Annotated in this window: 24 protein-coding genes; 8 read left to right on the forward strand and 16 right to left on the reverse strand. The window is 72.5% G+C overall.

Going from position 1 to position 24,034, the window contains the following annotated elements; translation table 11 throughout:
• Positions 1-188 precede the first annotated feature (188 nt).
• The 3 genes from ACIRP7_RS39895 to ACIRP7_RS39905 are packed head-to-tail and all read right to left on the reverse strand — an operon-like array spanning position 189 to position 1,764.
• A complete protein-coding gene (locus ACIRP7_RS39895) occupies positions 189-608 on the reverse strand; it encodes an arsenate reductase ArsC (RefSeq protein WP_403670139.1) in 420 nt (139 codons plus the stop codon).
• Positions 605-1,375, reverse strand: coding sequence for an aquaporin (locus tag ACIRP7_RS39900; RefSeq protein ID WP_403670142.1), 771 nt, complete (start codon positions 1,373-1,375; stop codon positions 605-607). The genes ACIRP7_RS39895 and ACIRP7_RS39900 overlap by 4 nt, the downstream gene beginning before the upstream one ends.
• Positions 1,372-1,764, reverse strand: a complete 393-nt coding sequence (locus ACIRP7_RS39905; protein WP_352386709.1) for a metalloregulator ArsR/SmtB family transcription factor — start codon at positions 1,762-1,764, stop codon at positions 1,372-1,374. The genes ACIRP7_RS39900 and ACIRP7_RS39905 overlap by 4 nt, the downstream gene beginning before the upstream one ends.
• An 89-nt stretch (positions 1,765-1,853) precedes the next feature.
• Between ACIRP7_RS39905 and ACIRP7_RS39910 the strand changes: the two genes are divergently transcribed.
• Positions 1,854-2,303 carry an ArsI/CadI family heavy metal resistance metalloenzyme gene (locus ACIRP7_RS39910; RefSeq protein ID WP_403670145.1) on the forward strand — a complete coding sequence of 150 codons (450 nt, stop codon included), beginning with the start codon at positions 1,854-1,856 and terminating at the stop codon, positions 2,301-2,303.
• An 88-nt stretch (positions 2,304-2,391) separates the two neighbouring features.
• Here the strand turns inward: ACIRP7_RS39910 and ACIRP7_RS39915 are convergent, their stop codons facing one another.
• A complete protein-coding gene (locus tag ACIRP7_RS39915; RefSeq protein WP_403670148.1) occupies positions 2,392-5,712 on the reverse strand; it encodes a S8 family serine peptidase in 3,321 nt (1,106 codons plus the stop codon).
• Positions 5,713-5,775: 63 nt separating this feature from the next.
• Complete coding sequence (locus tag ACIRP7_RS39920) at positions 5,776-6,564, reverse strand: DUF3152 domain-containing protein (protein ID WP_403670252.1); 789 nt, start codon at positions 6,562-6,564, stop codon at positions 5,776-5,778.
• Positions 6,565-6,737: 173 nt separating this feature from the next.
• Between ACIRP7_RS39920 and ACIRP7_RS39925 the strand changes: the two genes are divergently transcribed.
• From ACIRP7_RS39925 to ACIRP7_RS39935, 3 genes are read left to right on the forward strand one after another with little or no spacing between them, the layout of a single operon-like run.
• Positions 6,738-7,433, forward strand: coding sequence for a response regulator (locus ACIRP7_RS39925; RefSeq protein WP_403670151.1), 696 nt, complete (start codon positions 6,738-6,740; stop codon positions 7,431-7,433).
• Positions 7,430-8,890, forward strand: coding sequence for an ATP-binding protein (locus tag ACIRP7_RS39930; RefSeq protein WP_403670154.1), 1,461 nt, complete (start codon positions 7,430-7,432; stop codon positions 8,888-8,890). Before ACIRP7_RS39925 ends, ACIRP7_RS39930 begins: the two co-directional genes overlap by 4 nt.
• The gene (locus ACIRP7_RS39935; protein ID WP_403670157.1) at positions 8,887-9,429 is read left to right on the forward strand and encodes a hypothetical protein; all 543 of its coding nucleotides are present in this window, start codon (positions 8,887-8,889) and stop codon (positions 9,427-9,429) included. Before ACIRP7_RS39930 ends, ACIRP7_RS39935 begins: the two co-directional genes overlap by 4 nt.
• Positions 9,430-9,441: 12 nt before the next feature.
• On the opposite strand, the gene ACIRP7_RS39940 is transcribed toward ACIRP7_RS39935, so the two are convergent.
• From ACIRP7_RS39940 to ACIRP7_RS39950, 3 genes are all read right to left on the reverse strand, one after another.
• Positions 9,442-11,220: a SpoIIE family protein phosphatase gene (locus tag ACIRP7_RS39940; RefSeq protein ID WP_403670160.1), complete on the reverse strand. Its 1,779-nt coding sequence runs from the start codon at positions 11,218-11,220 to the stop codon at positions 9,442-9,444.
• Positions 11,221-11,311: 91 nt separating this feature from the next.
• Positions 11,312-11,593, reverse strand: a complete 282-nt coding sequence (locus ACIRP7_RS39945; RefSeq protein ID WP_403670254.1) for a hypothetical protein — start codon at positions 11,591-11,593, stop codon at positions 11,312-11,314.
• 2 nt (positions 11,594-11,595) lie between these two features.
• The gene (locus ACIRP7_RS39950) at positions 11,596-12,417 is read right to left on the reverse strand and encodes a phytanoyl-CoA dioxygenase family protein (protein ID WP_403670163.1); all 822 of its coding nucleotides are present in this window, start codon (positions 12,415-12,417) and stop codon (positions 11,596-11,598) included.
• A gap of 70 nt (positions 12,418-12,487) precedes the next feature.
• Between ACIRP7_RS39950 and ACIRP7_RS39955 the strand changes: the two genes are divergently transcribed.
• A complete protein-coding gene (locus ACIRP7_RS39955) occupies positions 12,488-13,264 on the forward strand; it encodes a helix-turn-helix domain-containing protein (protein ID WP_403670165.1) in 777 nt (258 codons plus the stop codon).
• On the opposite strand, the gene ACIRP7_RS39960 is transcribed toward ACIRP7_RS39955, so the two are convergent.
• A complete protein-coding gene (locus tag ACIRP7_RS39960; RefSeq protein ID WP_403670168.1) occupies positions 13,200-13,571 on the reverse strand; it encodes a metal ABC transporter permease in 372 nt (123 codons plus the stop codon). The genes ACIRP7_RS39955 and ACIRP7_RS39960 overlap by 65 nt on opposite strands.
• Before the next feature lie 87 nt (positions 13,572-13,658).
• Between ACIRP7_RS39960 and ACIRP7_RS39965 the strand changes: the two genes are divergently transcribed.
• The gene (locus ACIRP7_RS39965) at positions 13,659-14,093 is read left to right on the forward strand and encodes a GNAT family N-acetyltransferase (protein ID WP_403670171.1); all 435 of its coding nucleotides are present in this window, start codon (positions 13,659-13,661) and stop codon (positions 14,091-14,093) included.
• On the opposite strand, the gene ACIRP7_RS39970 is transcribed toward ACIRP7_RS39965, so the two are convergent.
• The 4 genes from ACIRP7_RS39970 to ACIRP7_RS39985 all read right to left on the reverse strand — a co-directional run bounded on the left by ACIRP7_RS39970 (position 14,077) and on the right by ACIRP7_RS39985 (position 19,052).
• On the reverse strand, positions 14,077-14,976 hold the full coding sequence (locus ACIRP7_RS39970) for an amidohydrolase (protein WP_403670174.1): 900 nt from the start codon (positions 14,974-14,976) through the stop codon (positions 14,077-14,079). The two genes, ACIRP7_RS39965 and ACIRP7_RS39970, sit on opposite strands and share 17 nt — an antisense overlap.
• A 128-nt stretch (positions 14,977-15,104) precedes the next feature.
• Positions 15,105-16,373 (reverse strand): VWA-like domain-containing protein, encoded by a 1,269-nt coding sequence (locus tag ACIRP7_RS39975; protein ID WP_403670177.1) that lies wholly within the window; start codon positions 16,371-16,373, stop codon positions 15,105-15,107.
• 8 nt (positions 16,374-16,381) lie between these two features.
• Positions 16,382-17,608, reverse strand: coding sequence for an AAA family ATPase (locus ACIRP7_RS39980; protein ID WP_403670180.1), 1,227 nt, complete (start codon positions 17,606-17,608; stop codon positions 16,382-16,384).
• Between the two features lie 61 nt (positions 17,609-17,669).
• Entirely contained in the window at positions 17,670-19,052 is a 1,383-nt protein-coding gene (locus tag ACIRP7_RS39985) for a hypothetical protein (RefSeq protein ID WP_403670182.1), read from the reverse strand.
• A gap of 121 nt (positions 19,053-19,173) precedes the next feature.
• On the opposite strand from ACIRP7_RS39985, the gene ACIRP7_RS39990 reads away from it, so the two are divergent.
• Positions 19,174-20,331: a cytochrome P450 gene (locus tag ACIRP7_RS39990; RefSeq protein WP_403670185.1), complete on the forward strand. Its 1,158-nt coding sequence runs from the start codon at positions 19,174-19,176 to the stop codon at positions 20,329-20,331.
• A gap of 12 nt (positions 20,332-20,343) precedes the next feature.
• Here ACIRP7_RS39990 and ACIRP7_RS39995 read toward each other — a convergent pair whose 3' ends face one another.
• From ACIRP7_RS39995 to ACIRP7_RS40005, 3 genes are all read right to left on the reverse strand, one after another.
• Positions 20,344-21,114, reverse strand: a complete 771-nt coding sequence (locus ACIRP7_RS39995) for a hypothetical protein (protein WP_403670188.1) — start codon at positions 21,112-21,114, stop codon at positions 20,344-20,346.
• Positions 21,111-22,370: a glycosyltransferase family 4 protein gene (locus tag ACIRP7_RS40000; protein ID WP_403670191.1), complete on the reverse strand. Its 1,260-nt coding sequence runs from the start codon at positions 22,368-22,370 to the stop codon at positions 21,111-21,113. Before ACIRP7_RS40000 ends, ACIRP7_RS39995 begins: the two co-directional genes overlap by 4 nt.
• Before the next feature lie 74 nt (positions 22,371-22,444).
• A complete protein-coding gene (locus ACIRP7_RS40005) occupies positions 22,445-23,518 on the reverse strand; it encodes an alkene reductase (protein WP_403670194.1) in 1,074 nt (357 codons plus the stop codon).
• Between the two features lie 100 nt (positions 23,519-23,618).
• On the opposite strand from ACIRP7_RS40005, the gene ACIRP7_RS40010 reads away from it, so the two are divergent.
• Positions 23,619-23,987: a MerR family transcriptional regulator gene (locus ACIRP7_RS40010; RefSeq protein WP_403670196.1), complete on the forward strand. Its 369-nt coding sequence runs from the start codon at positions 23,619-23,621 to the stop codon at positions 23,985-23,987.
• Positions 23,988-24,034: the final 47 nt, after the last annotated feature.

Below are 24,034 nucleotides of genomic sequence, written 5' to 3' on the forward strand. Positions count from 1 at the left end.
GCTCGGGTCGCCTCTTCGCCCCGGGATGTTGGTGCGGTTGCTGGGGCTGCGTCGTGGTGACTCGCACGCCGGTGCTGGACTGTTTCGCGTGACCCGGACGCCGGTGCGGTGCTCGGGTCACGTCATCGGCATCCAGGCCCCCGCGCCGTACTAGCGCCGCCTCACCGCCCCGCACCCCGTTGCCGTACTCACGGCGTCACCTCCACGTCGAGTTCGGCGAGCAAGCCTCGAACGCGCCGCTCGATCTCGTCGCGGATCGGCCGGACGGCCCCGACGCCCTGCCCGGCGGGGTCGTCCAGCTTCCAGTCCAGGTACCGCTTGCCCGGGAAGTACGGGCAGGCGTCCCCGCACCCCATCGTGATGACCACGTCGGAGGCCTGGACCGTGTCGGCGGTGAGGACCTTCGGGATCTCGGCGGAGATGTCGATACCGGTCTCCTTCATGGCCTTCACCACAGCGGGGTTCACCGCGTCGGCGGGCGCGGAACCGGCGGAGCGGACCTGGACCCTGTCCCCCGCGAAACGGGTGAGGAAGGCGGCGGCCATCTGGGACCGGCCGGCGTTGTGCACGCACACGAACAGCACGGACGGGGCGACGGGAGAGCTCATGAGGACACGGCGCTTTCTTCTGCGGGTCGGGCGGGGAACTGCTGATCGCCGTGCGGGACGCCGACCTCCTCCCCGGTCACCTGCGTGGACCGGCCGAAGGTGACGGCGATCAGGGCGAGACCGACGCCCGCGCCCACGAACTGCGCGGCGAGGAACGGCGCCACGGAGGCGGGAGCGATGCCGGCGAAGGTGTCGGTGAAGGCCCGGCCGATGGTCACGGCCGGATTGGCGAAGCTGGTGGAGGAGGTGAACCAGTAGGCGGCGCCGATGTAGGAGGCGACCCCCACCGGTGCCAGGTGCGCCCGGCCTGCCCGCGCCAAGCCGAAGATCAGCCAGACCAGTCCCGCCGTGGCGACCGCTTCGCCCAGCCACAGATGTCCCGCGGACCGGTCGTGCGTCGACCACCGCACCAGAGGCCGGCCGAACATGGCGTCCGCCAGGACCGCGCCGGCGACGGCCCCGGCGATCTGGGCGGGCACGTACGCCGCCACTTCTCGCGGGCCGGGTCCGTCGGCCGTACGGCGGCCGGTGAACCAGGCGGCGAGGGTCACGACGGGGTTGAAGTGCGCCCCGGAAACGGGCCCGAGCAGGGCGATGAGCACGCCCAGACCGAACACGGTGGCCAGGGAGTTGGCCAGCAGTTGCACACCGATGTCGCGGGTCAGCTCACTCGCCTGGATCCCCGAGCCGACCACCACCGCCACCAGCGCCGCTGTGCCGACGGCCTCGGCCGCCGCCCGCCGCGCGAGAGGGACGGAGGTGCTCACGCGGAGGCCCTCGCGGGTACGGACGGTGTGGGTACGGCCGGTGTCTCGAGGAGGGCGGACAGCCTGCCCAGGGCCTCGGGGAGCACCCAGTAGTACACCCAGGTCCCCCGTCGCTCGGAGCCGACCAGCCCGGCCTCGCGCAGCACCTTCAGATGGTGGGAGATGGTCGGCTGGGAGACGTCGAAGGGGCCGGTCAGGTCGCACACGCACGCCTCGCCGCCCTCATGGGAGGCGATCAGGGACAGCAGACGCAGCCGGACGGGGTCCGACAGGGCTTTGAACATCCGCGACAGCTCGGCCGCGTCCACTTCGCCCAGCGGCTCACGGACCATCGGGGCGCAGCAGGCCTCGTCCTGACCGAGCACCGGCAGATCAGCTTGTTTCGACATGGCTCTATGTTGACATCCGTCTATCCAGGTGGCAACCTCCGCTGTATCGATATCCGTCGATACAGCATCGTCCCGGATGGGAGACCGCCATGTCCCGAGTCCAGCTGGCCCTGCGCGTCGCCGACCTGGAAGGCTCGATCGCCTTCTACTCCAAGCTCTTCGGCACCGAGCCCGCCAAGCGGCGCGAGGGCTACGCCAACTTCGCCGTCACCGAGCCCCCGCTGAAGCTGGTCCTCATCGAGGGCGGTAGCGGCGAGGAGACCCGCCTCGACCACCTCGGCATCGAGGTCGCCGGCACGGAGGACGTGAGCGCCGCCACGACCCGGCTGAAGGAGGCCGGCCTGGCCACCTTCGAGGAGAACGACACCTCCTGCTGCTACGCCCTGCAGGACAAGGTGTGGGTGCACGGCCCGGGCAAGGAGCCGTGGGAGGTGTACGTGGTCAAGGCCGACGCCGACACCCTGGCGAAGACCGACACCTCCCCGGACGCCTGCTGCACCGGGGCGAAGGCCGCCGCAGGATGTGCCTGCGGAAGCTGACCCCCTGCCTCCCGGCGCGGAGTGTCCACCATGCCCTCTGCCCGGGACAGCGGCGAGGCCGTCCCGGGCAGGGGTGCGTACGGAGGGGTTACGGGGTGGTCAGATAGGCCCTTTCGATCGTCTGGGTCAGGGTGTTGCCCGCCCGGTCCGTCAGCTCCGCGCGCAGGGAGACGGAGCCTGCCGTCGCCGGGTGCTTCAGCGACAGGTGTGTGCCGCCGACGGACTTGGCGGGCTGCCAGGTCTTCCCCTCGTCGTAGGACACCTGGAAGGTGAGCTTCGCCGGGCGCTGTCCGGCCGCCGCGCCCTCGACGGTGAAGGGCACCTCGAACCGCATGCCCGCCTTCGCCGTACTGGCCAGGGTCAGCTCGGGGCTGAAGCGGACCGTCGACACGGGCAGTGCGGTGAACTCGTCGTCCGGGGTCTTCGCCGAGCGGAAGGTCCACTCCGCGTGGACGCGGGTGCTGACCGAATACACCGCAGGGTCACGGGAGTTGTCCACCGTCAGCCTGTACGCGGTGTCCCCTTCCGGGACCGTGTAGTCGGTGACCCCGTCGGTCGGCGGGATGCCGTAGTCGTCGGTGATCTCCTTGCCGTCCGCCTCCAGCCTGGTCGTCACCGCGGTCGTGTCGCTGGTGCCCCAGTGTCCGTCGCCGTCGCCGAACAGCGGGACGTACGCCCTGATGGCGTTCCCCATGCGGGCGACACCGGGGAAGCCCCTGGCCGGTCCCCGCTGTCCGGTGCCGCCCAGTGCCGGGCCGAAGACACCGACGTTGAAGCGCTCCTGGTAGCTGTGACGGGCCTTCCAGGTCTGCGGCATCCTCATCAGGAAGTTCTCGAAGACCGAATCTTGGCCCTCGCCCGAGACCTGCCAGGTGCGCAGGGACCACTGCACGCCGTTGTCGAGGACGTACTCGGTGCTCCGGAACGGCAGGTCGCCCCGCATGTCGGTGAAGCCGAACACCAGTTGACCGTCGGGCAGATGCGGGCTCACCTCCGCCTGGACACGCCGGCCGTCGACGGCCTCGCCCACCTGGAGGTCGATCTTCGCCAACTGTTTCCGCTCGACCTTGGCGGTGAAGCCGTCCACGCTGCCCTTCCGGTACCAGGCCGCGTGATAGTTGACCCGGCTGCCGTCCGTGCTCCGGCCGCTCCAGCCGCCGGAGTACAGGGCGTTGAGCCCGTCCACGGGCTCCCCGCCGCCAAGCCGCCCGAACCGCGAGCCCGTAAAGCGCGGCATCAGGTACTGGAGTGATCCGTCCCGCTTGCCCTCCCCGCGCCCGAAGCCGATCACGACGGTGGCGTCGGTGTTCTCGGCCGTCGGGTCCGGCACGGTGATGTCCACCGGCTTCGCCTGCCGGGCGTCCACGGTGACGGTCTTGTCGCCGTCCAGCCGGAACCTCGGCTCCACCAGCACGGCGTGCAGCGGCGACGAGGTCTCCGGGTGGACGACCCCGCTGAGGATGTAGTCGCCCTTGGGCAGCCGTACCGTCAGCTCGCCGTCCTGCGCGTCGGCGTACTCGGCGTAGAAGTCGCCGTCGAAATCGGCGACGGCGGTGGCGGCGTCCCCGGTCGGCCGGCCATCCTCGTCGAGATGCTTCAGCGTCAGGCTGTACGACTCCACCTCGCGCGCCACCCCTACGGCGGACCGCACCTGGACCTTGCCGTCGGCCGAAGTGGCCTGCACCGAACCGCCGAAGCTGCCGTCGGCGCTCCCCGCGCGGGTGTCCGCCGTGACCTCGGCGCTCGCGGTGCCGCCCGCCGGGACGGTGATCCGCTGCGGAGACACGCTGAACATGCCCTCGGCGGCGGGCTTCCCGTCCACCGCGAAGGCGTCGACGGACAGATCCAGGGTGACCGGCTCGGTGCCGAGGTTGCGGTAGGTGAGCTGCTGGGTGGACGGCTTGTCGTCGCCGTGCGGCCACCGCTGCTCGCCGAAGTCGAGCGGTCCCTGCTCGGTGACGACGTTCTGGTCCAGCGCCCGGACCAGATCGGTACGGCCGGTGCCCTGCTGGAAGGCGCTGTACGTCCCCGGCTTCGCGGAGCCGGTGAGGACCGCCTTGAGGCGCTCGCCGCTCCAGTCGGGATGCTGCTGGGCGAGGAGGGCCGCGGCACCCGCGACATGCGGGGTCGCCATGGACGTACCGTCGAGGGTGGCGTAACCGGGGATGCCGGAGGGGTACTCCTTCTCGAGGATGCTGCCGGCCGCCGCCGCTGCCGTGATCTCGACACCGGGCGCGGTCAGGTCCGGCTTGACGCCGCTGTCGCCGACCCGAGGGCCGCGGCTGGAGAAGTCGGCGAGCGCGTCGGACTTGTCGACCGCGCCCACGGTGAGCGCGGCGCCGGCGCTGCCGGGCGAGCCGACCGTGCCCTCGCCGTACTCGCCCTCGTTGCCCGCCGCCACGACGAAGAGCGTGTCGGAGTCGGCGGAGAGCCGGTTCACGGCCTCCTCCATCGGGTCGGTGCCCGGCAGGTCGGTGCCGCCGAGGCTGAGGTTGACGACGTCCGCCCCCTGGGCCACCGCCCACTCCATGCCGGCGATGATCCCGGAGTCCGAGCCGAAGCCCGTGTCGTCCAGGACCTTGCCGTTGAGGATCTTCGCGCCCGGTGCGACCCCCTTGAACCTGCCGTCGGACTTGGCGCCGGTGCCGGCCACGGTGGACGCCACGTGCGTACCGTGTCCGAACTTGTCGCCGGTGCCGTCGGAGCCCGAGAAGTCCTTCTCCTCGACCACCTGGTGCGCGAGATCGGGGTGGGAGGTGTCGACCCCGGTGTCCAGGACGGCGACCTTCACCCCGGTGCCGTCGTACCCGGCGGCCCACGCGGCAGGTGCGCCGATCTGCGGGACGCTTCTGTCGAGCGAGGCTTTGCGCCGGCCGTCCAGCCAGACCTTCTCGACGGCCCCGGACTCCTCGGTGGTGACGGTGTCCCAGAAGTCGGTGGTGCGCTTCTTGACGGAACGCATCGACCTGCCGTTGACCACGGGCAGCGTACGGCCCATCCGGGCCCCGGCCTCGGTGAACGGGCTCATCGAGGGCGCCTTCTTGCCCTTGAACGTGACGATCAGCGGTACGTCGGACCGGCCCGCGTCGTCGTAGCCGTCCTTGAGCAGCTGCGTCACGTCGAACAGCCGAGCGTCCAACTTGCCCTGGGCGAGCAGCAGTTCGGCGTCACCGGGTACGACCCGGGTGTGTCCGGCGACCTCCCGGACCGAGAACGGCACGTCCTTGCGGCCCGGTGCCCGCTCCACTCCGGAGACCTGCCCCTTGTCGCCGACCAGGACCCGGTCGCCGGTGACCAGCGTGACCGTCCGTACCGCGGCGGCCGTACGGCCGTTCCCGGTGTCGACGGCTCCCGCACCGGCCGGGAGACCGGCGAGGACCAGGGCCGCGGAAGCCACTCCCGCGGCCATGGCGGCATGTCTGTGGCGTACGCGTAACTCCATCTGAACTCCTGACAGTTGGGGATCGATGCGTCACGGGACGGAGGGGCCCGTGAGGAGCCGGCCGTCGCGGTCGTACGGCCAGACATTGGGGACGCAGCCGAGCAGGCCCTTGATCTGCTGCATCATCGCCGGGGCCGGCTGCCCCTTTCCGGGACAGGTCACATGGCCGTGGCCGAGGAAGTGGCCCACCTCATGGTTGATGATCAGCGAGCGGTACCCGACGACGTCCTTCGGATAGAACTCGGTGGCCAGGACCCAGCGTCTGAGGTTGACCATCACGTTGCGGTTGACGCTGCAGTTGACCTTGCCGCCGGTGTCGAGACCACCCTCGGCACAGAACTTGTCGACGGTCGCCGGGGTGGCGAGCCGGACCCGGAAGTCGGTGGCGCCACTGGACACCCGCTGAAACGCCGAGTGGCCGTCGGCCGTCCAGCCCCGTGGGTCGGCCAGGGTCCGCTCCACCTGCGCGGCGACGTCCTCGGGGGAGATCGTGATGCCCTTCTCCACCTCGACCCGGTAGCGCAACGGTGTGCCCCTGCCGACCCGTGCGCTGCCACCGGGCGCGGTGACGAAGGTCCCCGGACCGCTCTGGGGGAGGGGAGTCGTGGAGGGGCCGGGAGACGCGCTCGACTCTTCCGAGTCCGAGTCCGAGTCCGCCTCCGGTTCCGGCCCCGGTTCCGTTGACCCGGTGGTCCTTTGAGCCGCCGGACTCTCAACTGGTGGAAGAGCCACGGACGTTCGCCCCGCGTCGGACGGCAGCCACGCCACCACCGCGCCACCGACAGCCGCGAAGGCCGCCAACGCGGCCAGGCCGCCCATCAGTTGGCTCTTCACACTCCGCTCGGAGCGCTTCCGGCGACGGTTGCCGGTGGGGTTTCGTCTGTGCGCTGTCACGGTGGTTCACGATGTGATCGCCATGTGATCGGATCTGGCCCGGAAGATAACGAACCGATAACCCTCCTCGTGGTCATGGCCGTGTGGATACTGTGCGCATGCCACGTGTACTGCTGATCGAAGACGACCCCGCCGTGCGGGAGGGGGTCGCCCTGGCCCTGCGCCGCCAGAACCATGACGTCGCCGCCACCGCCACCGGCGAGGAGGGGATGGACCGGCTGCGGGCCTTCCGGCCGGACATCGTCGTCCTCGATCTGATGCTGCCCGGCATGACCGGCCTGGACGTGTGCCGGGGCATACGGGCCGTCGACCAGACCCTGCCGATCATCATGGCGACGGCCCGGGGCGAGGAAGTGGACATCGTCGTCGGCCTGGAGGCGGGGGCCGACGACTACGTCGTCAAACCCGTACTGGCCAGGGTGCTCGATGCGCGTATACGCGCCGTCCTGCGTCGGACGGCGGGGGCCGCGCCGGGCGCCGAGGGCCTGCCGAAGATCGACACCTACGGCGACCTCGCCGTCGACCGGGCCGGCCTGACCGTCGCGCTGAGCGGCGAGCCGATCGCTCTCGCCCCCTCCGAGTTACGGCTTCTGCTCACCCTCTCCGCCTCACCGGGCCAGGTGTTCAGCCGTCAGCAACTCCTGGAGGCGGTGTGGGAGCACGACTATCACGGTGACGCCCGACTGGTGGACGCCTGCGTCAAGCGACTGCGCACCAAGATGTCCGAGCCGCCCCGCGCACCCCGCTACATCCACACCGTGCGCGGTTTCGGCTACCGCTTCGCGGCGCCGTGAGGAAGCGCCGGCTGCGGGGCCTGCGGGCCCGTCTGGTGGTGGCCTTCGGGCTCGTCGCCGCTGTCGCGGCCATCTCGACCGGGGCCCTGACCTTCCGGGAGGCGCGCACCGGAGTCCTCCAGCAGAGCCAGGACGCCACCATCAGACAACTTCGGGCCCAGCTCAACCAGCATGCCGCCGAACTCGCCGTGCCCCCCGAGGAGTCGGCGCTGCGGGAGTTCGCGCAGGACGTGGCGGCCACCGAGTCGCAGGGCAGCTGGCGGGTGCTGGTGACCTACGGGGCCCTCAGCGGCTCCTCCGCCCCGGGAGACCCCTTCACCGAGGTGACGCCTGCTTTGCGGGAGGCCGTCGGAGCCAGCCGGGCCACCGTCTTCCAGCGGGTGCGCGGCGAGGGACGCACCTCCCTCGTCGTCGGCATGTCGATCCTCTTCGGCGGCCGGGACACCACCCCCACGGTCACTGGGGTCCACGTGTTCCTCGTCGTTCCGCAGACCACGGAACAGGCGTACGTCGACGCCCTGGTCACCGCTGTTGAACGGGCCATGGTGGTGGCCCTCGCGCTCGCCGTCGTGCTCGCGCTCCTCGCCGCCCGCGGGGTGCTGGTGCCGGTGCGCAAGCTGCGGCTCGCCACCCGCAGGATCGCCGAAGGGCGCCTGGACACCCGGCTCGCGGTCAACGGCTCGGACGAACTCGCCGACCTGTCCCACACGTTCAACGAGACGGCCGCCGCACTGGAGTCGTCGGTCGCGGAACTCCGCGAGATGGAGTCCCGCGCCCGCCGCTTCGCCGCCGACGTCTCGCACGAACTGCGCACCCCGCTCGCCGCCATGTCCGCGGTCACCGACGTCCTCGACGAGGACGCCGCCCGACTGGACCCGGACACGGCCACCGCCGTCCGGCTCATCAGCGAGGAGACCCTCAAACTCGCCCGTCTCGTCGACGACTTGATGGAGATCTCCCGCTTCGACGCGGGCGCGGCGGTGCTGCACCTCGACGAGATCGACCTCGCCGAGTCGATCCGCCGCACCCTCGCCTCCCGCGGCTGGACGGACACGGTGACCACCGATCTGCCGCCACCGGACGCGGTACGCGGACGTGTCGACCCGCGCCGCCTCGACGTGGTCGTCGCCAACCTGGTCGGCAACGCGCTCAAGCATGGTGAGCGTCCGGTGCAGGTGCGCCTGAGCGGCGGCGACGCGGCGGCCGTCATCGAGGTGCGGGACAGCGGTCCCGGCATCCCGTACGACGTCCTGCCCCATGTCTTCGAGCGTTTCTACAAGTCGGACACCGCCCGGATCCGCTCCGAGGGCAGCGGCCTCGGCCTGTCCATCACCGCCGAGAACGTCCGGATCCACGGCGGGACCGTCCGCGCGGCCAACCACCCGGCCGGCGGTGCCGTCTTCACCGTAGAACTTCCGCTGCGGCGGGACGAGTCGCCCGAGGAGAGCACGTCATGAAGCTGCTGCGCCGCGTCCCGCTGCTGGCGCTTCTCGCGGTCACCTCCTGCGGGATCCCCGCGACCGGCGTGGTGGAGGCCGGCGGCCCAGCGAGCGGGACCCTTCCGCAGACGCCGGTCTACTTCGTCGAGGGCGGCGCACTCGTCGCGATGCCCCGCACGACCGAGCGGCCCGGTGACCCGGAGGCGGCGCTGCGGCTGCTGATGGCCGGTCCGCTGGCCGGGGAGGGACGCCAGGACGGCCTTGCCACCGAGGTACCGGGAGTGCCGACCGCCATGGCACTCCCGCCCGCCACCGACGGGCCCGGCGAGCCGCCCTCGCCGGACACCCCGACGGTGACGGTGAAGGGGAACGCGATGACGATCCGGCTCCCCGCGGGCATGGACAGGCTGAGCGGCACCGGGGTGCGGCAGATCGTCTGCACGGCCGCCGCCGCGTACCTCCTCACGCGTCCGTCGGACGCCACGGTCACCGCTGAAGTGACCGGCGGCGATGGCTGGCAGGTCAGGGCGTCGGACGAAAGCTGCCCCGAGCGGTGAGGAGGCGGAAGGTCACCGGGGTCCGAGCGGCTCCGGCAGGGTGCGCGCGGCGAGCAGCGTGACGTCGTCCTCCGAGTCGGCCGGGGCCAGGCGGTCGACGACGGTGGTGAGGATGTCCGGGAGGGCGTGGCCGGAGGCGATGGGGACGTGGGCGAGGGCCGCGAGACCCGTGTCGATGTCCTCGCCGCGCCTCTCCACGAGCCCGTCGGTGTAGGCCAGCAGCAGGGAGCCCGGCGGCACCGGACGGCGCCGGCTCTCGTACCCGCCGAAGCCCGTGCCCAGGGGAGGTCCGACCGGCAGATCCGCGAGCTCGGGGGCGCTGCCGGGCCGGACCAGCAGGGGCGGGACATGGCCGGCCGTGGCCAGGACCGCTTCCTCGGCGGCGGGGTCCAGCAGGGCCAGCACACAGGTGGCGACGCGGTCCAGGTCGAGGGCGTGGGCGGTGCGGTCCACCTCGGTGAGCAGCCGGTCGGGGGCGAGCCCCTGCAGGGCCAGCGCACGGAGCAGGGAGCGGTACTCGCTCATGGCCGCGGCGGCGCGCACCCCGTGGCCCATGACGTCCCCGACCACGAGCAGGGTGCGTCCCGAGGGCAGTGCGACGGCGTCGAACCAGTCGCCGCCCACCTCGGCGCCCCGCCCGGCGGGCAGATAACGGCTGGCGATCTCCACGCCAGGGCCCGGTATGTGCGGGGTGGCCAGGAAGGCCCGCTGCATCTCCAGCGCGGTCTCGTGCTCGTGGGTGTAGCGCAGAGCGTGGCCGATGCCCGTCGCGGCCCGTGGGGTCAGCAGTTCCAGAAGCTCGACGTCGTCCGGTGTGAACTCGGGGGAGTGCGCCCTGCGGCCGAGCATGACCGCCCCGACGGGCTCCCCGCCGACCATGAGGGGCAGGTAGGCCACGGAGTGCAGCTCCAGGGCCCGGTAGTGTTCCAGCCGCTGCCGCGTGGGGGCGAGCAGCCGCACGGTGTCGTCGTCGGGCCGGTTGAGCACCACGGTCTTGTGCCCGGTCAGCACCTGCGACATCGACGAAGTGGCCTGATGGAAGATCACCTCGCCGCTTCTGGTCGCCGGGGTGTGCGGTTCGGGAACGCCCGGAGCGGCGGTCACGGCCATGCGCCGCAGTCGCACCGGGACGGGGGTGGCCGGAGCCCTGCGGGTGCCCTCGGGGTCGAGCACGTCGACGGCGGCGTAGTCGGCGAACCGCGGCACCAGCAGAGCGGTCAGTGCCCGGCAGGCCTCGGCCGCGTCGAGCGTGCCGCCGACCCGGGCGGCGGTCTCCTCCAGCAGCTCCAGACGCTCCTGGGCCCGCCTGAGCGACTCGCGCTGCCGGATGCCCTCGGTGACCTCCATGACGACGGCGGCGACACCGAGGATCCCACCGTCCTCGCCCGCCAGCCGGTGGAAGGCGCCGAGCCACCAGCGCGGCACGTCCACCGTGTCGTCGGGCACCCGGCCGTCGAAGACGACCGTCTGCGGCCGTCCGGTGCGGAGCACCTCGCGGGCCACCTCCGCCGAGGGCCCGGAGCCGGGGATCACCTCGAGCATGGGACGGCCGAGGTGGTCCTCGACGGGCAGCCCGTTGAACTTGGCCAGAGTGTCGTTGAGGTACAGATAGCGCAGGTCGGCGTCCAGGACCGCGACGGCCGCCGGTGTCCCGTCCAGGAACCGGCGGGCCGTCCACAGCTCGGCCGGCACCTCCCCGGTCCCCGCCTCCCGGGCCGCCTCCGACAGCTCCCCGAGCGTCCCCGAGGAGAGGAAGGGGGCGGATCGGGCGGACACACGGGGGTGGGTCATGGGGTGTGATTCCTCGAAGGGGGAGAGTCCGATTCGTCCTACTTATGGCGTATTGGACCACATTCGAGGCGGGGAGGCTATGAGCTGGGTCTCATCCGCCGTCGACCAGCTTCTCGAAGAAGAACTCGTGCTTGAGGAACGACGTCTCGTGCTCCGTCCCCGGATACGGCGGGATCAGCTGCGCGGCCTGGAAGAGCCGCCAGCCGTCCTCCAGGGCGGCGACGCCCGTCTCGTACGGCGGCTCGTCGCTGTCCCCGGTCGTCGGGCGGGTGGTGCCCGTGCCGTCGTAGCGGGCCCAGCCGACGACCCGGGAGTCGAGCGCGGAGGTGTCCAGGTACAGGACGAGAACCTGCTGGCGCACGGTGGTGGACATGGTCACGCCTGACTCCTTCGTGCGGCGGGCCGGTTGGCGATGCGGGTGGCCCAGTACTCGATGTCGAACGCAGGATCGCCGGTCAGAGCGCGCCACAGCCGGATCCGGTTCAGGATCTCCAGCCGGCCGGTGGCCTGCTCGTACCAGGGGAAACCGCGCCCCAGTTCCTCGCGGACGGCGGGAGCGTCCAGGTCCGCGGTGTCCCACAGCCGCACCTGCGGCACGGTCGGGTTGAAGCGGATCTTGTACATGTGGCGCACGGTGTCGCTGTCGTTGCGTCGCCCGCCGTGCCAGATCCCGTGGTGCAGCAGCACGACCGTGCCGGCCGGGCAGGTCAGCCGGGTCTGGCCGCGCAGGTTCTGGTAGCGGCCGGTGTCGGACTCGTTGGTGCGGCGCAGATGGCTGCCGGGCACGATGAGCGTGCCGCCCATCTCCGCGGTGACCTCCCGCGGGTAGTACATGAGCTGGACGTCGAACGCGTCGGGCCGCACGTCGATGACGGCGTCGCCGTGCAACGGCTGCGCACTGCCCTCACGCGGCTCCCGGATGTGCACGAAGTGGTGGTCGACGGTCGGATCCGGGCCCACCAGACTCTCCAACGCCCCCGCGACCGAGGGAAGTTCGACGAGCCGACGGGCGAAGGAACCCTCAGGGAACGCCTTCGGCACGGGAGTGCCGTACGGAACGGAGGGCAGCCCGGCGGCGAAGACCTTGAGCGCCTCCTCGTTCATCTCCGGGGGCACGATGCCGTCCAGGCGCAGGAAGCCGTGGGCCACGAACCGCGCCACCTGGGCGGAGTTCAACAGCTGTCGTGTGGTTGACATACCGCAACGGTAGGAACAACCCACCCCGCTGTCGTGGGCTGTAATCGACGACCACTGGTAATTTTCCACCATGACCCGCCACGTCGACCTGACCCTCGATCTGCCGCCCCACGTGGAGAACGCGGGCGTCGGCGTCCACGGCTCCGCGGGCCCGCACGACGTGTTCCGCCTCCCACGCCTGTGGCAGCTCCATCTCTACGGCTACTCGGGCACCCTGGAGTTGGGCGGTTCCCGGCACCCGATCCGCCCCGGACACGTGAGCCTCGTCCCGCCCGGCACCGAGGTCCACTTCCACTACGACGCCACGCGCTGCGAGCACCTGTACGCCCACTTCCGGCTGCCGGGCGACGGCGAGCGGCGCCGGGTCCCGGTGATGCAGGACGCCGGCGCGGACGCGGCGGTGCTGACCGGGCTGTTGCGGCAGACGGTCGCGGCGACCGCGCAGTCCCCGGCCCGGGCCTCCGCCGAACTGTGGACGGTGCTGTGGCGCACGACCGGCCTGGCCGGCGCCGGCGAGGACCGGGCCCGGCATCCCGCGCTGCGGACGGCGATCGCCCACATCGAGGAGCACCTGGCCGGCCCCCTGACCGTGCCCGGCATCGCCCGTGCCGCCGGGGTCTCGCCCACCCATCTGACCCGGCTGTTTCGCGAGGACACCGGACACACCGTCGTCGCCTACATCCGGCGCCGCCGCATGGAGCGCGCCCGGCACCTGCTCATCGCCTCGACGCTGGCCATCCCGGCGATCGCGGCGACCGTCGGCATCCCCGACCTCCAGGCCTTCAACAAGACCTGCCGCAAGGAGCTGGGGGCCTCGCCGCGGGCCGTACGGGAGCGGCACGGATAGGGCGGGGCGAGCGGAGCTCAGCCGGGCGCCGCAGCCGTACGCCGTACGCCGGGCGCCCCGGTGCCGGGTCCCGGTGTCGGCCGGCCGCGGCGCAGCCGGCGTAGAGGACGAACGAGATCGTCGTGACGTACGGGCTGATCGGGATGCTGCTGCCCAGGGCCAGCAGGACCGGTGACGCGGTGACTCGGGCGGCGGCCGCGGCCGGGGTGATCAGCAGGGAGAGCACGAGCAGGGCGCCCACCACCTGTACGGACAGGGCGACCGCGAGACCGAGCACGATCATGAAGGCGAAGGACAGCCCGCGCACCGGGACCTCGCGGGCTTCGCGGCCAGCTTCACGGGGTCCTTGCCTAGAGGGTGAGATGCACAAGGGCATTACATCAAGGTGATCGGCATGGGACAAGGCAGCGCACGCTCAGGGGCGGTACGGCAGGCGCGGGAGTGGGACCTCGTGGAACTCGTCCGTCTGCAGGCCCTGCTGTCCGGGGATCTCGACGGCGACGAGCTGGACGCACTGGCCGTGGCGCTGTGGGAGCAGCTCGCCGCGGACCACGTGCGCGTCCTGGTGGTGGACGCCGGGGACGAGGGACTCGCGGCCTGCGGCATCGGTGCGATCGACCGACGCCCGCCCCGACCGGGCCTGCCCGGCGGCCGGACCGGGCACGTCACCGGAGTCGTCACCGATCCGGGCCACCGGCGCCACGGCCACAGCCGTACGGTCATCGGCGGCCTGCTCGCCTGGTTCCGGGACCACGACGTCTCCCGGGTGGAACTGCGCGCTCCCGTCCAGAGCGCGCCCCTTCACCGCGCCGTCATTCCTTCCCGGTGAGCAGTCGCCGCGGGTTGGCGATACGGAAGGCATAGGCCGCCGCTCCGCCCAGCCCGTGGCCGGGGTGCTGCGGCGGCTCCGCGTACGGCCGGTCCGAGCCCTGGACCACGGCCTGAACGCCCAGGGCACGCACGACGGACTCGACCGCACGCGGCCCGTACGAGGACGTCTCGACGAAGACCGACGGGTCCGGCTGTGTCCCGTCGCCCCCGCGCGCGGCGAACCGCTCCCCGTGCAGCGGCGCCAGCCCGGCCAGCAGGGCGAAGCAGACCCGCAGCCGCGGGTGGCGGGGGCGGCCGTAGGCGCGGAAGGCGAACCAGGCGGCGTGCATCTGCTGGACGTAGGGCACCATCGCGGGCCACCAGCCGGGCCCCTCCGCGCCACCGGCCGCGGGCCCGGGGTGGACGAACAGCGGGAGGTCGCGCTCCTCGAGCAGATCGAGCAGTGGGGCGCACCGGGCGTAACCGGCCGCGTCCACCAGGGCGTTGGCGGGCAGCTGGAGGCCGACGAACCCACGGTCGAGGTGGTCGGCCGTCGCCCTGGCATCGATGTCCCGCACACAGGCGGCGGCCCACGCCCCGAACGGCTGCGGCAACGCGGCCGCGCCCTCGTGATAGGCGTCCAGCAGCGGCCGTGCCGCCGCCGCGGGCAGCCACTCCACGCCGATCGGCGCCGAGAGGGAGACGAGCGCGAGGCCGAGGCCGTCACTGGCGGCGAGTTCCGCTCGCCGGGCCACGTCGTGGTCGGCGGGCGGGAGGTCGTAGGGCGGCTCACCGTCCAGATACAGCGTCCAGCCGTCGAGGTACGGCGGCTCGCGCCGCGCCCTCAAGGCCGTCACCAGCGACGGACTCCACAGATGCTGGTGCACGTCGACATTGGTCATGGCGCTCCTCCCACCCGGGCCGCGATGTGCTCCGGACTCCGCCTGCCCCCATGATCTCGTGGCCGACCACCTCCACGTCCACCCCGCGGGCACCGTGAGGTCGACCGCCCCGCTCGGAGCGCCGTGCCTCACCGGTCCCCGGACGCCGAGCCGATCTCCACCACCCGGGCCCAGGCGGGCGGTGAGTCCGGCACGTACTCGGGATCGTTCTCGCGTCGCGCCCGGCTCCTTCCCGGCCGGGGGAACAGACCGATGACGGTACGGCATGAGGGCCGCGCGCTCGGCCACGGCGTCTGGCCGTCGGTCAGGGCCACGACGACGTCCGGCCGGGGGCGCGAGCGCAGCGCCTGCTCGAAGCCCGTGCGCAGGTCCGTGCCCCCGCCGCCGACCAGCGGGATGCCCTCGGCCCGGCACAGCGGACGTACGACCCCGGCCGCCGCGTCGCACGAGAGCACATTGACCAGATCCCGGCGGCCGCCCACGGCACGCGAGATCGCGGTGACCTCCAGCAGGGCGCTGCCCAGTTCGCTGTCGCTGACCGAGCCGGAGGTGTCGATGATCACGCAGACCCGGGGCGGCCGGCGCCGCAGACTCGGCAGCACCGCGCCGGGCACCCCCGCCGAGCGCCGCGACGGACGCCCGTAGCTGTAGTCGTCGCCCGCGCCGGAGCCGGCGACCGCCGCACGCAGCGCCGCGCCCAGCAGGTCCCGCCACGGCTGCGGCGGATGGAACGCCTCCTCCGCCCACCGCCGCCAGCCCTGCGGGGTGCTCCCGGGCCGCGCCTTGATGCCCTGCGCCACCCGGAAGCGGACCGCGTCCCGCTCCTGCTCGCTCAGCCCGTCCGCCCCGTCGGGCCCCAGGTCCCACTCGCGCTCCAGACCGTCGGCACCACTGCCGCAGTCCAGCCAGGACAGGTCGAGGGTGAGCGGCCCGAGGCTGATCCCGCTCAGGTACTCCTCCATCAGCCGCCCCTCGGGCAGCCTCAACCGCCCCGGCCGCACGGCGCCTTCGGGCTGGACCAGTCCGTCGCCGTACACGTCGTCGTTGATCTCGCAGTCCGCGGCGATATTCATTCGCAGCCGGTCCCCGACCCCGGTCAGCCCACCTTCCCGGGCGACCCGGTCACCGCGCCCGTGGTGGTCGCGCAGCAGGTGGGACACCTCGTGCACCCACACGCCAGCCAGCTCCTCCACGGGCATCCGGTCCACGAACGCCGGGGAGACATAGCACCGCCAGTGCCGGTCGACGGCCATCGTCGGCACCCGCTTCGACTCGACGGTGTGCAGTGCGAACAGCGCGGTGGCCAGGTACGGGCGGGCCCGGGCGGCGTGCAGACGGGCGGCGAAGAGCTTGTCGCGGTCCAGGTGTCCCCCCTCTCCGGGGGTGTTCGTGCTCATCGGCGTGCTCATCGGCGGGCCTTGGCGGCGACCGCCGCCCGGTCCGCCCGCTGCGACAGCGCCACCGTCCCGGCGAGCCTGTCGATGGCCGCCGGTACGTCCCAGTCCTGCTGCCGCAGCGAGGCGAGCGTGGTCGCGGGCACGACCACCAGATCCGGGGCCCCGGTCTCCAGCGCCCGCACCAGCACTGCCCACGCCGCGTCCCAGCGGGCCCGGTCCGGACGGGCGCGTACGGCCGCCACGACACCGTCGAGCACGGCCTGCCGCAGGTCTCCCCGCTCGGGCAGGGCGGCCCCCGCGGGATCGGCGAGGACGTCCTCCGGGTCCGGGAGGTCCAGCCGGTCCAGGCTCGCCAGCAGCTCCAGTCCAGGGCCGTCGCCCACCGTGCCCCGGACCAGCAGGGACAGTACGTCCCGCGCGGAGCCGGCCGCGGTCGCGAAGGCGACCAGGGACAGCGTCATGTCCCAGCTCCGGGGCGAGGGCCAGGGGCCGCCCCGACGGGTCTCGTTGGTGGGCAGCCGGTGCACGAGCGTGGGCCGCGCGGCGAGCAGCCCGCACACCGCGCGGCGGGCGAAGTCCACGGCTTGCGGCAGCTTCAGCGGATCGAGCCGCGGCAGCGTGGCCCGCGGCCAGGTCCCGCCGAGCCCGCGTACGACGACCTCGTGGTCGTGGGTCCACTGGAGATGGACGAACCGGTTGGCCAGCGGCGGGCTCAGCTCCCAGCCGTCGGCCGCTGAGGACTTGGGGTTGGCGGCGGCCACGATCCTTACGCCGGGTGGCAGTTGGAGCGCGCCGATCCGCCGCTCCAGGACGAGCCGGAGCAGCGCGGCCTGGACGGCGGGCGGCGCGGTGGACAGCTCGTCCAGGAACAGCAGCCCCCGTCCGGCCCGCACCAGTCGTACCGCCCAGTCCGGCGGGGCCATCGGCACGCCCTGGGTGGCGGGATCGTCCCCGACCACGGGCAGCCCCGAGAAGTCGGACGGCTCGTGCACGCTGGCGATCACCGTGGTCAGCGGCAGGTCGAGGGCCGCGGCGAGCTGGGTCAGGGCCGCGGTCTTGCCGATGCCCGGTTCACCCCACAGCAGGACCGGCAGATCGGCGGCCACGGCCAGGGTGAGGGCCTCCAGCTGGGAGTCGGGGCGCGGTTCCGTGGTGGAGTCGCGCAGGAGGGCCAACAGATCGGCGGCGACGTCGAGTCGGGAGACAGGGGCAGGGGCAGGAGCGGTCATGGGCATGAGGCATCACCTGTGGGCTGGGAGTGGCAGGGAAGAGGAGACCGGTTTCCCGGCGGAGAATTCAGTTCGCGTGACGCGGACGGGCACGCCGGTTCCGGGAGTCACGCTCGCTCGGACGCGGGCGGAACCGGGTGGGCCCGGGTCCCGTCAGGCCCGCCCTGAACAGGCCGTAGGTGACACGCCGTTGCGCGGCCGCCTCCAGTTCGTCCCGGAGGGGGCCGGTGCGCAGCAGCGCCTCGGACCCGAGCAGTCCTTCCACGACGGCCAGCGCGCCGGCGGTGTCGCCGTGCACGAGACGTTCGCGGACGCCGTCCAGGCAGTGCGGACGGCGGTGTGCCTCGTCGATCGCCTGGAGGCAGGGGAGCGGGGTGCCGGTCAGCGCGACCAGCAGTTCCTCGCGCCGGATCTCGTCCGGGTCGTGGTCGAGCGGGGCCAGTACCCCGTCGACCAGGCCGATCCGGTGGCGGGCTCCCCGGCACTCCACGAAACGCGATGGCCCTGGTTGGTCGGGGGTGCGGGGCGGTCCGGTGGCAGCGCTGTCCGGAGCCAGAGCGGCGGCGACCAGGGGGTGCAGCCGATCCGCTCCGAGTGCGCCCGCGCGCAGCAGTTGGAGGTCGGGCAGCACCCAGGTCGCCGCGTCGGGCAGGACGGGAAGCGCGGAGACGGCAGCGGCCGAGGGGGTCGGCACGGGCCGTAGCACCTCGTCGTCCGCGGCGAGCTCCAGCACCAGCCGGCGCCGTCCGCCGAACCGCACCGACACACAACCGCCGGGGCGCCCTTCAGCCGCGAGCAGTATCCGCGCCTCGGCCGCCCAACGGTCGACGGCACAACCGGGTGGTATCTCCAACTCCTGTTCAATGAAGAGAAGTTGCCCGGACATCGACGGAAGTGGCGGCTCGCCGGCTCCCGACCGCCCCCGCAGCTCCCCGACCCTGCCCGCATCCCACAGATGCCGGTGCAGATCCAGCCGGAACCGTCGGTTCGGACACGGGTGCGGGTGCGGGTGCGGATGCCGTACGGCGTCGCCCGTGGACCGGGACCACAGTGCGAGGCTGATCCGCTGCCCGGCGTCCGCCCAGGTGGGTGCGGTCCGGACCACGAGATGCATCGGACCCTCTACGGACGCGTACCGCGCCAGTGTCAGGGTCAGCCCGGGCCGCAGCAGCCCGTCCGGGGCGATCCTCGGCAGGTGCCAGCGCAGCAGATCGGGAGCGAGGGCGTGGAGATCGGACCGGACCCGGGACGCCAGCTCCCGGCCGTGATCGCGTGCCACCGCACGGAGGTTGAGATCGACGTCGAAGCCCGCGGCGGCACACGCCCCCGCCCAGTCCCCGGCGAGGCGACGGGCGGTCGCGGTCTCGATCATGGAGGCCGGCACGGCGAACTCGCGCACGCGCGGCCAGAAGGACGTACGGATGTCCTCGTTCGCGGTCGAAGTGAGCATCAGCACTCACCTTGCGCGGACGGGACCCCCCATCGTTCAGGAGTATGAGTCGTCATCGTGGAGCAGCGTAAGCCGCCCTCCGCGCATCCGCCACGGGTTTTCCACGGGGTTAGCCTGGGGCGTGATCGCATTCCCGCTCGGCGCCGCCACCACGCTGGCCGAACTCGCCGGCGACCCGCACCCGCGGCTGGCCGAACTCCGCGCGCGCGAGCCGGTGTCCTGGCTGCCCGAGCTGAACGGCTGGCTGGTGACCCGCCGCGATCTCGCGCTCGACGTGATGCGGGACGCCGAGACCTTCACCGTCGACGACCCCCGCTTCTCGACCGCGCAGGTCGTCGGCCCGAGCATGCTCTCCCTGGACGGCGACGCACACACCCGCCACCGCGAGCCGTTCACCGCGCCCTTCCGCCCGCGTGAAGTGCGGGACGGGTTCGCCGGGTTCATCGAGCGGGAGACCGACCGTCTCGTCACCGCACTGGAGCCGGCGGGCGCCGCCGAACTGCGCCGCGCATTCGCCGGCCCGCTCGCCGTCGCCGTCGTCACCGAGGCACTCGGACTGGCGGGCGCCGGCACGGACACCGTGCTCGCCTGGTACGACGCCATCGTGCGGTCGGTCTCGGACCTCACGGAGGGCTGCGCGGCAGGGCCCGCGGGCCCGGAGGCGTACGCACACCTGCGGCAAGCGGTCGAGGCCACGGTCACGGAAGGGGCCGGCTCCTCGCTGCTGACCTCCGCCGCGGGCCGGCTGTCGCTGCCGGAAGTGGCCTCCAACGCCGCGGTGCTGATGTTCGGCGGCATAGAGACCACCGAGGCGATGATCACCAACGCGCTGCTGCACCTCCTCCGGCACTCCGACCAACTCGCCCTCGTTCAGGCCGACTTCACGCTGCTGGACGGGGCGATCGAGGAGTCGCTGCGCCTCGAACCCGGCGCGGCCGTCGTGGACCGGTACGCCACCCGTGACCTCACCCTCGGCCCGGCCACGATCCACCGGGGCGACCTCGTCACCGTCTCCCTCACGGGCGCCAACCGGGACCCCGCCGTCTTCCCCGACCCCGACCGCTTTGACGTGCGCCGCGCGAACTCCCGCCTCCAACTGGCCTTCGCTCACGGCCCCCACTACTGCCTCGCCGCCCACCTGGCCCGTCTGGAGACCCGCATCGCCCTACGGCAGCTGCTCGACCGCCTCCCGGGCCTGCGCCTCGACCCGGACCACCCGACCGCACCGCAGGGCCTGGTCTTCCGCAAGCCGCCGACGCTGCACGTGCGGTGGGGCTGAGCCGAGCGGTGCTCAGCCGGCCTGCTTCACCTCCAGGGACAAGTCGTTGTCGACCGTGTAGTAGGGCCGCACGACGATCTTCCCGGCCGTGGCGCCGGGGTAGACGAAGACCCGCTTGCGGTCCGCCACGTCGTCCAGGAGACGGGCGAGCCGGATCATCGGGGAGCCGGGAGCGGGTCGTACGAACATGTCCCAGATGCCGAGGTCCAGGGTCTCGTCGGCGACCGTGAACGAGAAGCTCCGGCCGTCCTGCGCGGCCAGCGGCGGAAGCGAGCGCACGGTCCCTTCACCCTGCCGCCGCCGCAGCAGCACCTCGGCTCCGTCCGGCAGTGAGGCGCCGTGCAGCCGGGCCGTGATCCTCAGCGTCCCGCCGGTGACGTCGACGCGGTCGACCTCCGCGTGGGCGGGACGCAGCCAGGTGCGCACCGCGAGGTAGCCGTCCTCGGTGACATAGGGGACCCGCGCGGCCAGCGGCCCGCGCCGCTCCCGCAGGTGCCCGTCGACCAGGGCCCGCAGGTCGCGCGGGCCCGGACGCAGACGCGTGCGCTCGGGCCCGTTCAGCAGATACACGTCCCACCGCCCCTCCGCGAGCACGGGATCCGGGCCCAGTACGGCCCGGCGCTCCTCGCCGACCGATTCCAGGTCGAGGACGTGGAGGGTGTCCTCGGGCTGCCCCTTCTTCGGCCGCAGCCGCAGCAACAACCCGTGGCCCTGGGCCGCCGTCAGCGCGAAGGCGATCCGGCCCTCCGCGTCGACCGTGCAACCGGCGCGTGGCGTGGTCATGAACGTCCCTTCCGTACGAGGCGCAGCGCGCCGCTCGCCGCGATCAGCGCGGTGTCCCTGGCGGCCGAGCCCCGGGCGGTCAGAGCTGCGCCCTGGCGCTGCCGCACCACCGGCCGGCCCGCCCGCCGCGCCGCGACCGCCTCCGTGATGAGCCGCTCCGCCTGCTCGACGACGGGACCGGGGGCGAACCGCCGCGCGTTCTCCAGAGCCGCCCTGCCCATACGGCGGCGCCGTTCGTCGTCCCCGACCAGCTCCAGCAGGGCGCCGGCCAGCGCGTCCCGGTCACCGACCGCCACCAGCCGGCCGTCGACCCCGTCCGCGATGATCTCGGCGGGCCCGTGCGGACAGTCGGTGCTCACCACGGGCAGCCCACAGCGCATCGCCTCGACGATGGTCATGCCGAAGGGCTCGAAATCGGAGGTGGCCGCCCCGATCGAGCCCTTGACCCACTCCGCCTCCATCGGAGCCGCGGCACCCATCAGGAAGACGTTGTTCCACAGGCCGAGGTCGGTGATGAGCCGCCGCAGCCGGTCGTGTTCGTCACCCTTGCCGTAGATGCGCAGCTGCCAGTCCGGATGTTCGGCGGCGACCGCGGCGAACGCCTCCACGAGAAGGTCGTACCGCTTCAGAGGGACCAGCCGTCCGGCCGCGACGACCACCTTGGCGGAGCCGTCCGCGGCCGGAAGCACCGGATCCGGCACACTGTTGGGAAGTGCCTCGACCCGTACGCCGGGCAGCCGCATCCGGCGCCGGTAGGCGGCCGCGTCCGCCTCGGTGACCGTGGTGAGGACGTCGAGCCCGCGGTAGGCCCGGCGCAGCGCGGTGCGCAGCCGGGGCGAGTGGTTGTCCAGGGTGAGGTGCTCCTGACCGATCCGGGCGACATGGGGTGGCGCCTGGGCGGCGAGATGCACGTTGAGCCCGGGGCGGGTGCCGATCACCGCGTCCGCGTCGATGGTGGCGAGGGCCTCGGATATGCGCTGGTCGGTCAGTTCGCTGTACTGCCCGTACCGGTACTCCGAGCTCGGGAACACCCGCGCCGGTCTCAGATGCGCCGGGTGTTCCTTCTCCTGCCTCAGATCGACCAGCGGCCGCAGCGAAACCCGGGGATCCAGCACGAAGTTGGGCAACTCCCGGTGCCGCAGTACGGAGACGATCTCCACCTCGTGCCGTTCGGCCAGTGCCTGGGCCAGGTTGAACGTGGTGGTGATGGTGCCTCCGATCGCGTAGGCGTTGTGGAGCAGGAAAGAGATCTTCATGCCGGGCTAGACCACCCGGCACTGCCTCCGGTTGGCCCCCGTTACCCTTTCGTGGTGTCCTCGCCGTCCGGACGTCATGCCGTGTACTGGTATGCGGGATAAGTGAGGTAGCCGCTGTCGCCGCCCTGGAAGTAGGTGGCCTCGTCGGCGGGGGCGATCGGCAGACCGGTGCGCAGTCGCTCCACCAGGTCCGGGTTGGCGATGAAGGCGCGGCCGAAGCTGATGAGATCGGCGCCGAGCCCGAGCCAGTGGTCGGCCTCGGCGCGGCCGGTCTGCTTGCCGCCCAGCGGCAGCACGGGGTTCATGACGAGGCCACCGGGCCAGACTCGACGCAGGTGCAGGAGGGTCTCCTCGGGAGCGGTGGCCTCCAGATGGACGTAGGCCAGCCCGAGACGGGACAGCTCGGTCAGCAGCGCGGTGTACAGCTCCTCGATCTCGGTCTCCTCGACTCCCCAGAACGTGCCGCCCGGCGAGAGGCGGATACCGGTCCGCTCCGCGCCCACGGCGTCCACGGTCGCGGCGGCCGCCTCGACGGCGAACCGGATCCGGCCCGCCACCGAGCCGCCGTAACGGTCCGTGCGCAGGTTGGCGTTGGAGGAGAGGAACTGGGAGATCAAGTAGCCGTTGGCGCCGTGCAGTTCCACCCCGTCGAACCCGGCGTCCACGGCGCGGCGGGCGGCTTCGGCGTACGACTCGGCGTGCTCCGGCACTTCGCCGGTGGCGAGCGCCCGCGGGACCGGTGCGGGCTGGGGTCCCGTGGGGGTGAACACCTCGCCGGTGGCCGGGACTTCGGAGGGCCCGACGGGCCGCAGGCCGTTGGTGTCCGGGTGCGAGACCCGGCCGCCGTGCATGATCTGGGCGAAGATCCGGCCGCCGTTGGTGTGCACGGCCTCGGTCACCGGCCGCCAGGAGGCCACCTGCTCGTCGGTGTACAGCCCCGGCGTGCCGGGATTGGACTGACCGACCAGGCTCGGCTGCACGCCCTCGGTGACGATCAGGCCGGCCGTGGCCCGCTGGGCGTAGTAGCGCGCCATCGACGGCGTCGCCAGACCGCCCTCGGCGGCCCGCACCCGGGTCATCGGGGCCATGACCACCCGGTTGGGCGGCCGCAGTCCGCCGAGCCGGAAACCGGTGAAAAGCGTCGTCACGTCACGTCTCCTTCGTGATCCCTCGTACCCGTGTCCCGGGCACCCGGTTACGCTAAAACCTGACGTCGACGTGAGGGTCAAGTCCGTTCAGGAGGAACACGTGCGCATCGGGGAACTGTCGGCACGGGCCGGGGTCAGCGTCCGGGCCCTGCGCTACTACGAGGAGCAGGGCCTGCTCACCAGTGCGCGCAGCGCGAGCGGGCAGCGGCACTACACGGAGGCCGCGGTCGAGCGCGTGGTCTTCCTCCAGCGGATGTACGCGGCCGGCCTGTCCAGCCGCACGATCACCGAACTCCTCCCGTGCGTCGAGTCCCCCAGCGCGGAGACCTCCGACGCCGCCCTGGAAAGGATGGCCGAGGAACGCGACCGACTCTCCGAACACATCGAGGACCTGATCCGTACCCGGGACGCCCTGGACGGGTTGATGGCGGTGAACCGGGCTCACCGGGAGACTTTGCGGGCGGGGTGACGGCTGCGTTTCCGGGAGCGACCGGTCCGTCCGGGGCGCCCTCGGCG

The sequence above is a fragment of the Streptomyces sp. NPDC102270 genome (assembly GCF_044766405.1).
Lineage (GTDB): Bacteria > Actinomycetota > Actinomycetes > Streptomycetales > Streptomycetaceae > Streptomyces.

Coding starts and splice junctions, on each gene's coding strand:
- ACIRP7_RS39895 (WP_403670139.1), bottom strand. CDS start 608: ATGAGCTCTCCCGTCGCCCCGTCCGTGCTGTTCGTGTGCGTGCACAAC.
- ACIRP7_RS39995 (WP_403670188.1), bottom strand. CDS start 21,114: ATGACCACGCCACGCGCCGGTTGCACGGTCGACGCGGAGGGCCGGATC.
- ACIRP7_RS39940 (WP_403670160.1), bottom strand. CDS start 11,220: ATGACCCACCCCCGTGTGTCCGCCCGATCCGCCCCCTTCCTCTCCTCG.
- ACIRP7_RS39980 (WP_403670180.1), bottom strand. CDS start 17,608: ATGCCCATGACCGCTCCTGCCCCTGCCCCTGTCTCCCGACTCGACGTC.
- ACIRP7_RS39985 (WP_403670182.1), bottom strand. CDS start 19,052: ATGCTCACTTCGACCGCGAACGAGGACATCCGTACGTCCTTCTGGCCG.
- ACIRP7_RS39935 (WP_403670157.1), top strand. CDS start 8,887: ATGAAGCTGCTGCGCCGCGTCCCGCTGCTGGCGCTTCTCGCGGTCACC.
- ACIRP7_RS39915 (WP_403670148.1), bottom strand. CDS start 5,712: ATGGCCGCGGGAGTGGCTTCCGCGGCCCTGGTCCTCGCCGGTCTCCCG.
- ACIRP7_RS39945 (WP_403670254.1), bottom strand. CDS start 11,593: ATGTCCACCACCGTGCGCCAGCAGGTTCTCGTCCTGTACCTGGACACC.
- ACIRP7_RS39920 (WP_403670252.1), bottom strand. CDS start 6,564: ATGGGCGGCCTGGCCGCGTTGGCGGCCTTCGCGGCTGTCGGTGGCGCG.
- ACIRP7_RS39950 (WP_403670163.1), bottom strand. CDS start 12,417: ATGTCAACCACACGACAGCTGTTGAACTCCGCCCAGGTGGCGCGGTTC.
- ACIRP7_RS39925 (WP_403670151.1), top strand. CDS start 6,738: ATGCCACGTGTACTGCTGATCGAAGACGACCCCGCCGTGCGGGAGGGG.
- ACIRP7_RS40000 (WP_403670191.1), bottom strand. CDS start 22,370: ATGAAGATCTCTTTCCTGCTCCACAACGCCTACGCGATCGGAGGCACC.
- ACIRP7_RS39905 (WP_352386709.1), bottom strand. CDS start 1,764: ATGTCGAAACAAGCTGATCTGCCGGTGCTCGGTCAGGACGAGGCCTGC.
- ACIRP7_RS39970 (WP_403670174.1), bottom strand. CDS start 14,976: ATGACCAATGTCGACGTGCACCAGCATCTGTGGAGTCCGTCGCTGGTG.
- ACIRP7_RS39955 (WP_403670165.1), top strand. CDS start 12,488: ATGACCCGCCACGTCGACCTGACCCTCGATCTGCCGCCCCACGTGGAG.
- ACIRP7_RS39975 (WP_403670177.1), bottom strand. CDS start 16,373: ATGAGCACGAACACCCCCGGAGAGGGGGGACACCTGGACCGCGACAAG.
- ACIRP7_RS39910 (WP_403670145.1), top strand. CDS start 1,854: ATGTCCCGAGTCCAGCTGGCCCTGCGCGTCGCCGACCTGGAAGGCTCG.
- ACIRP7_RS39965 (WP_403670171.1), top strand. CDS start 13,659: ATGGGACAAGGCAGCGCACGCTCAGGGGCGGTACGGCAGGCGCGGGAG.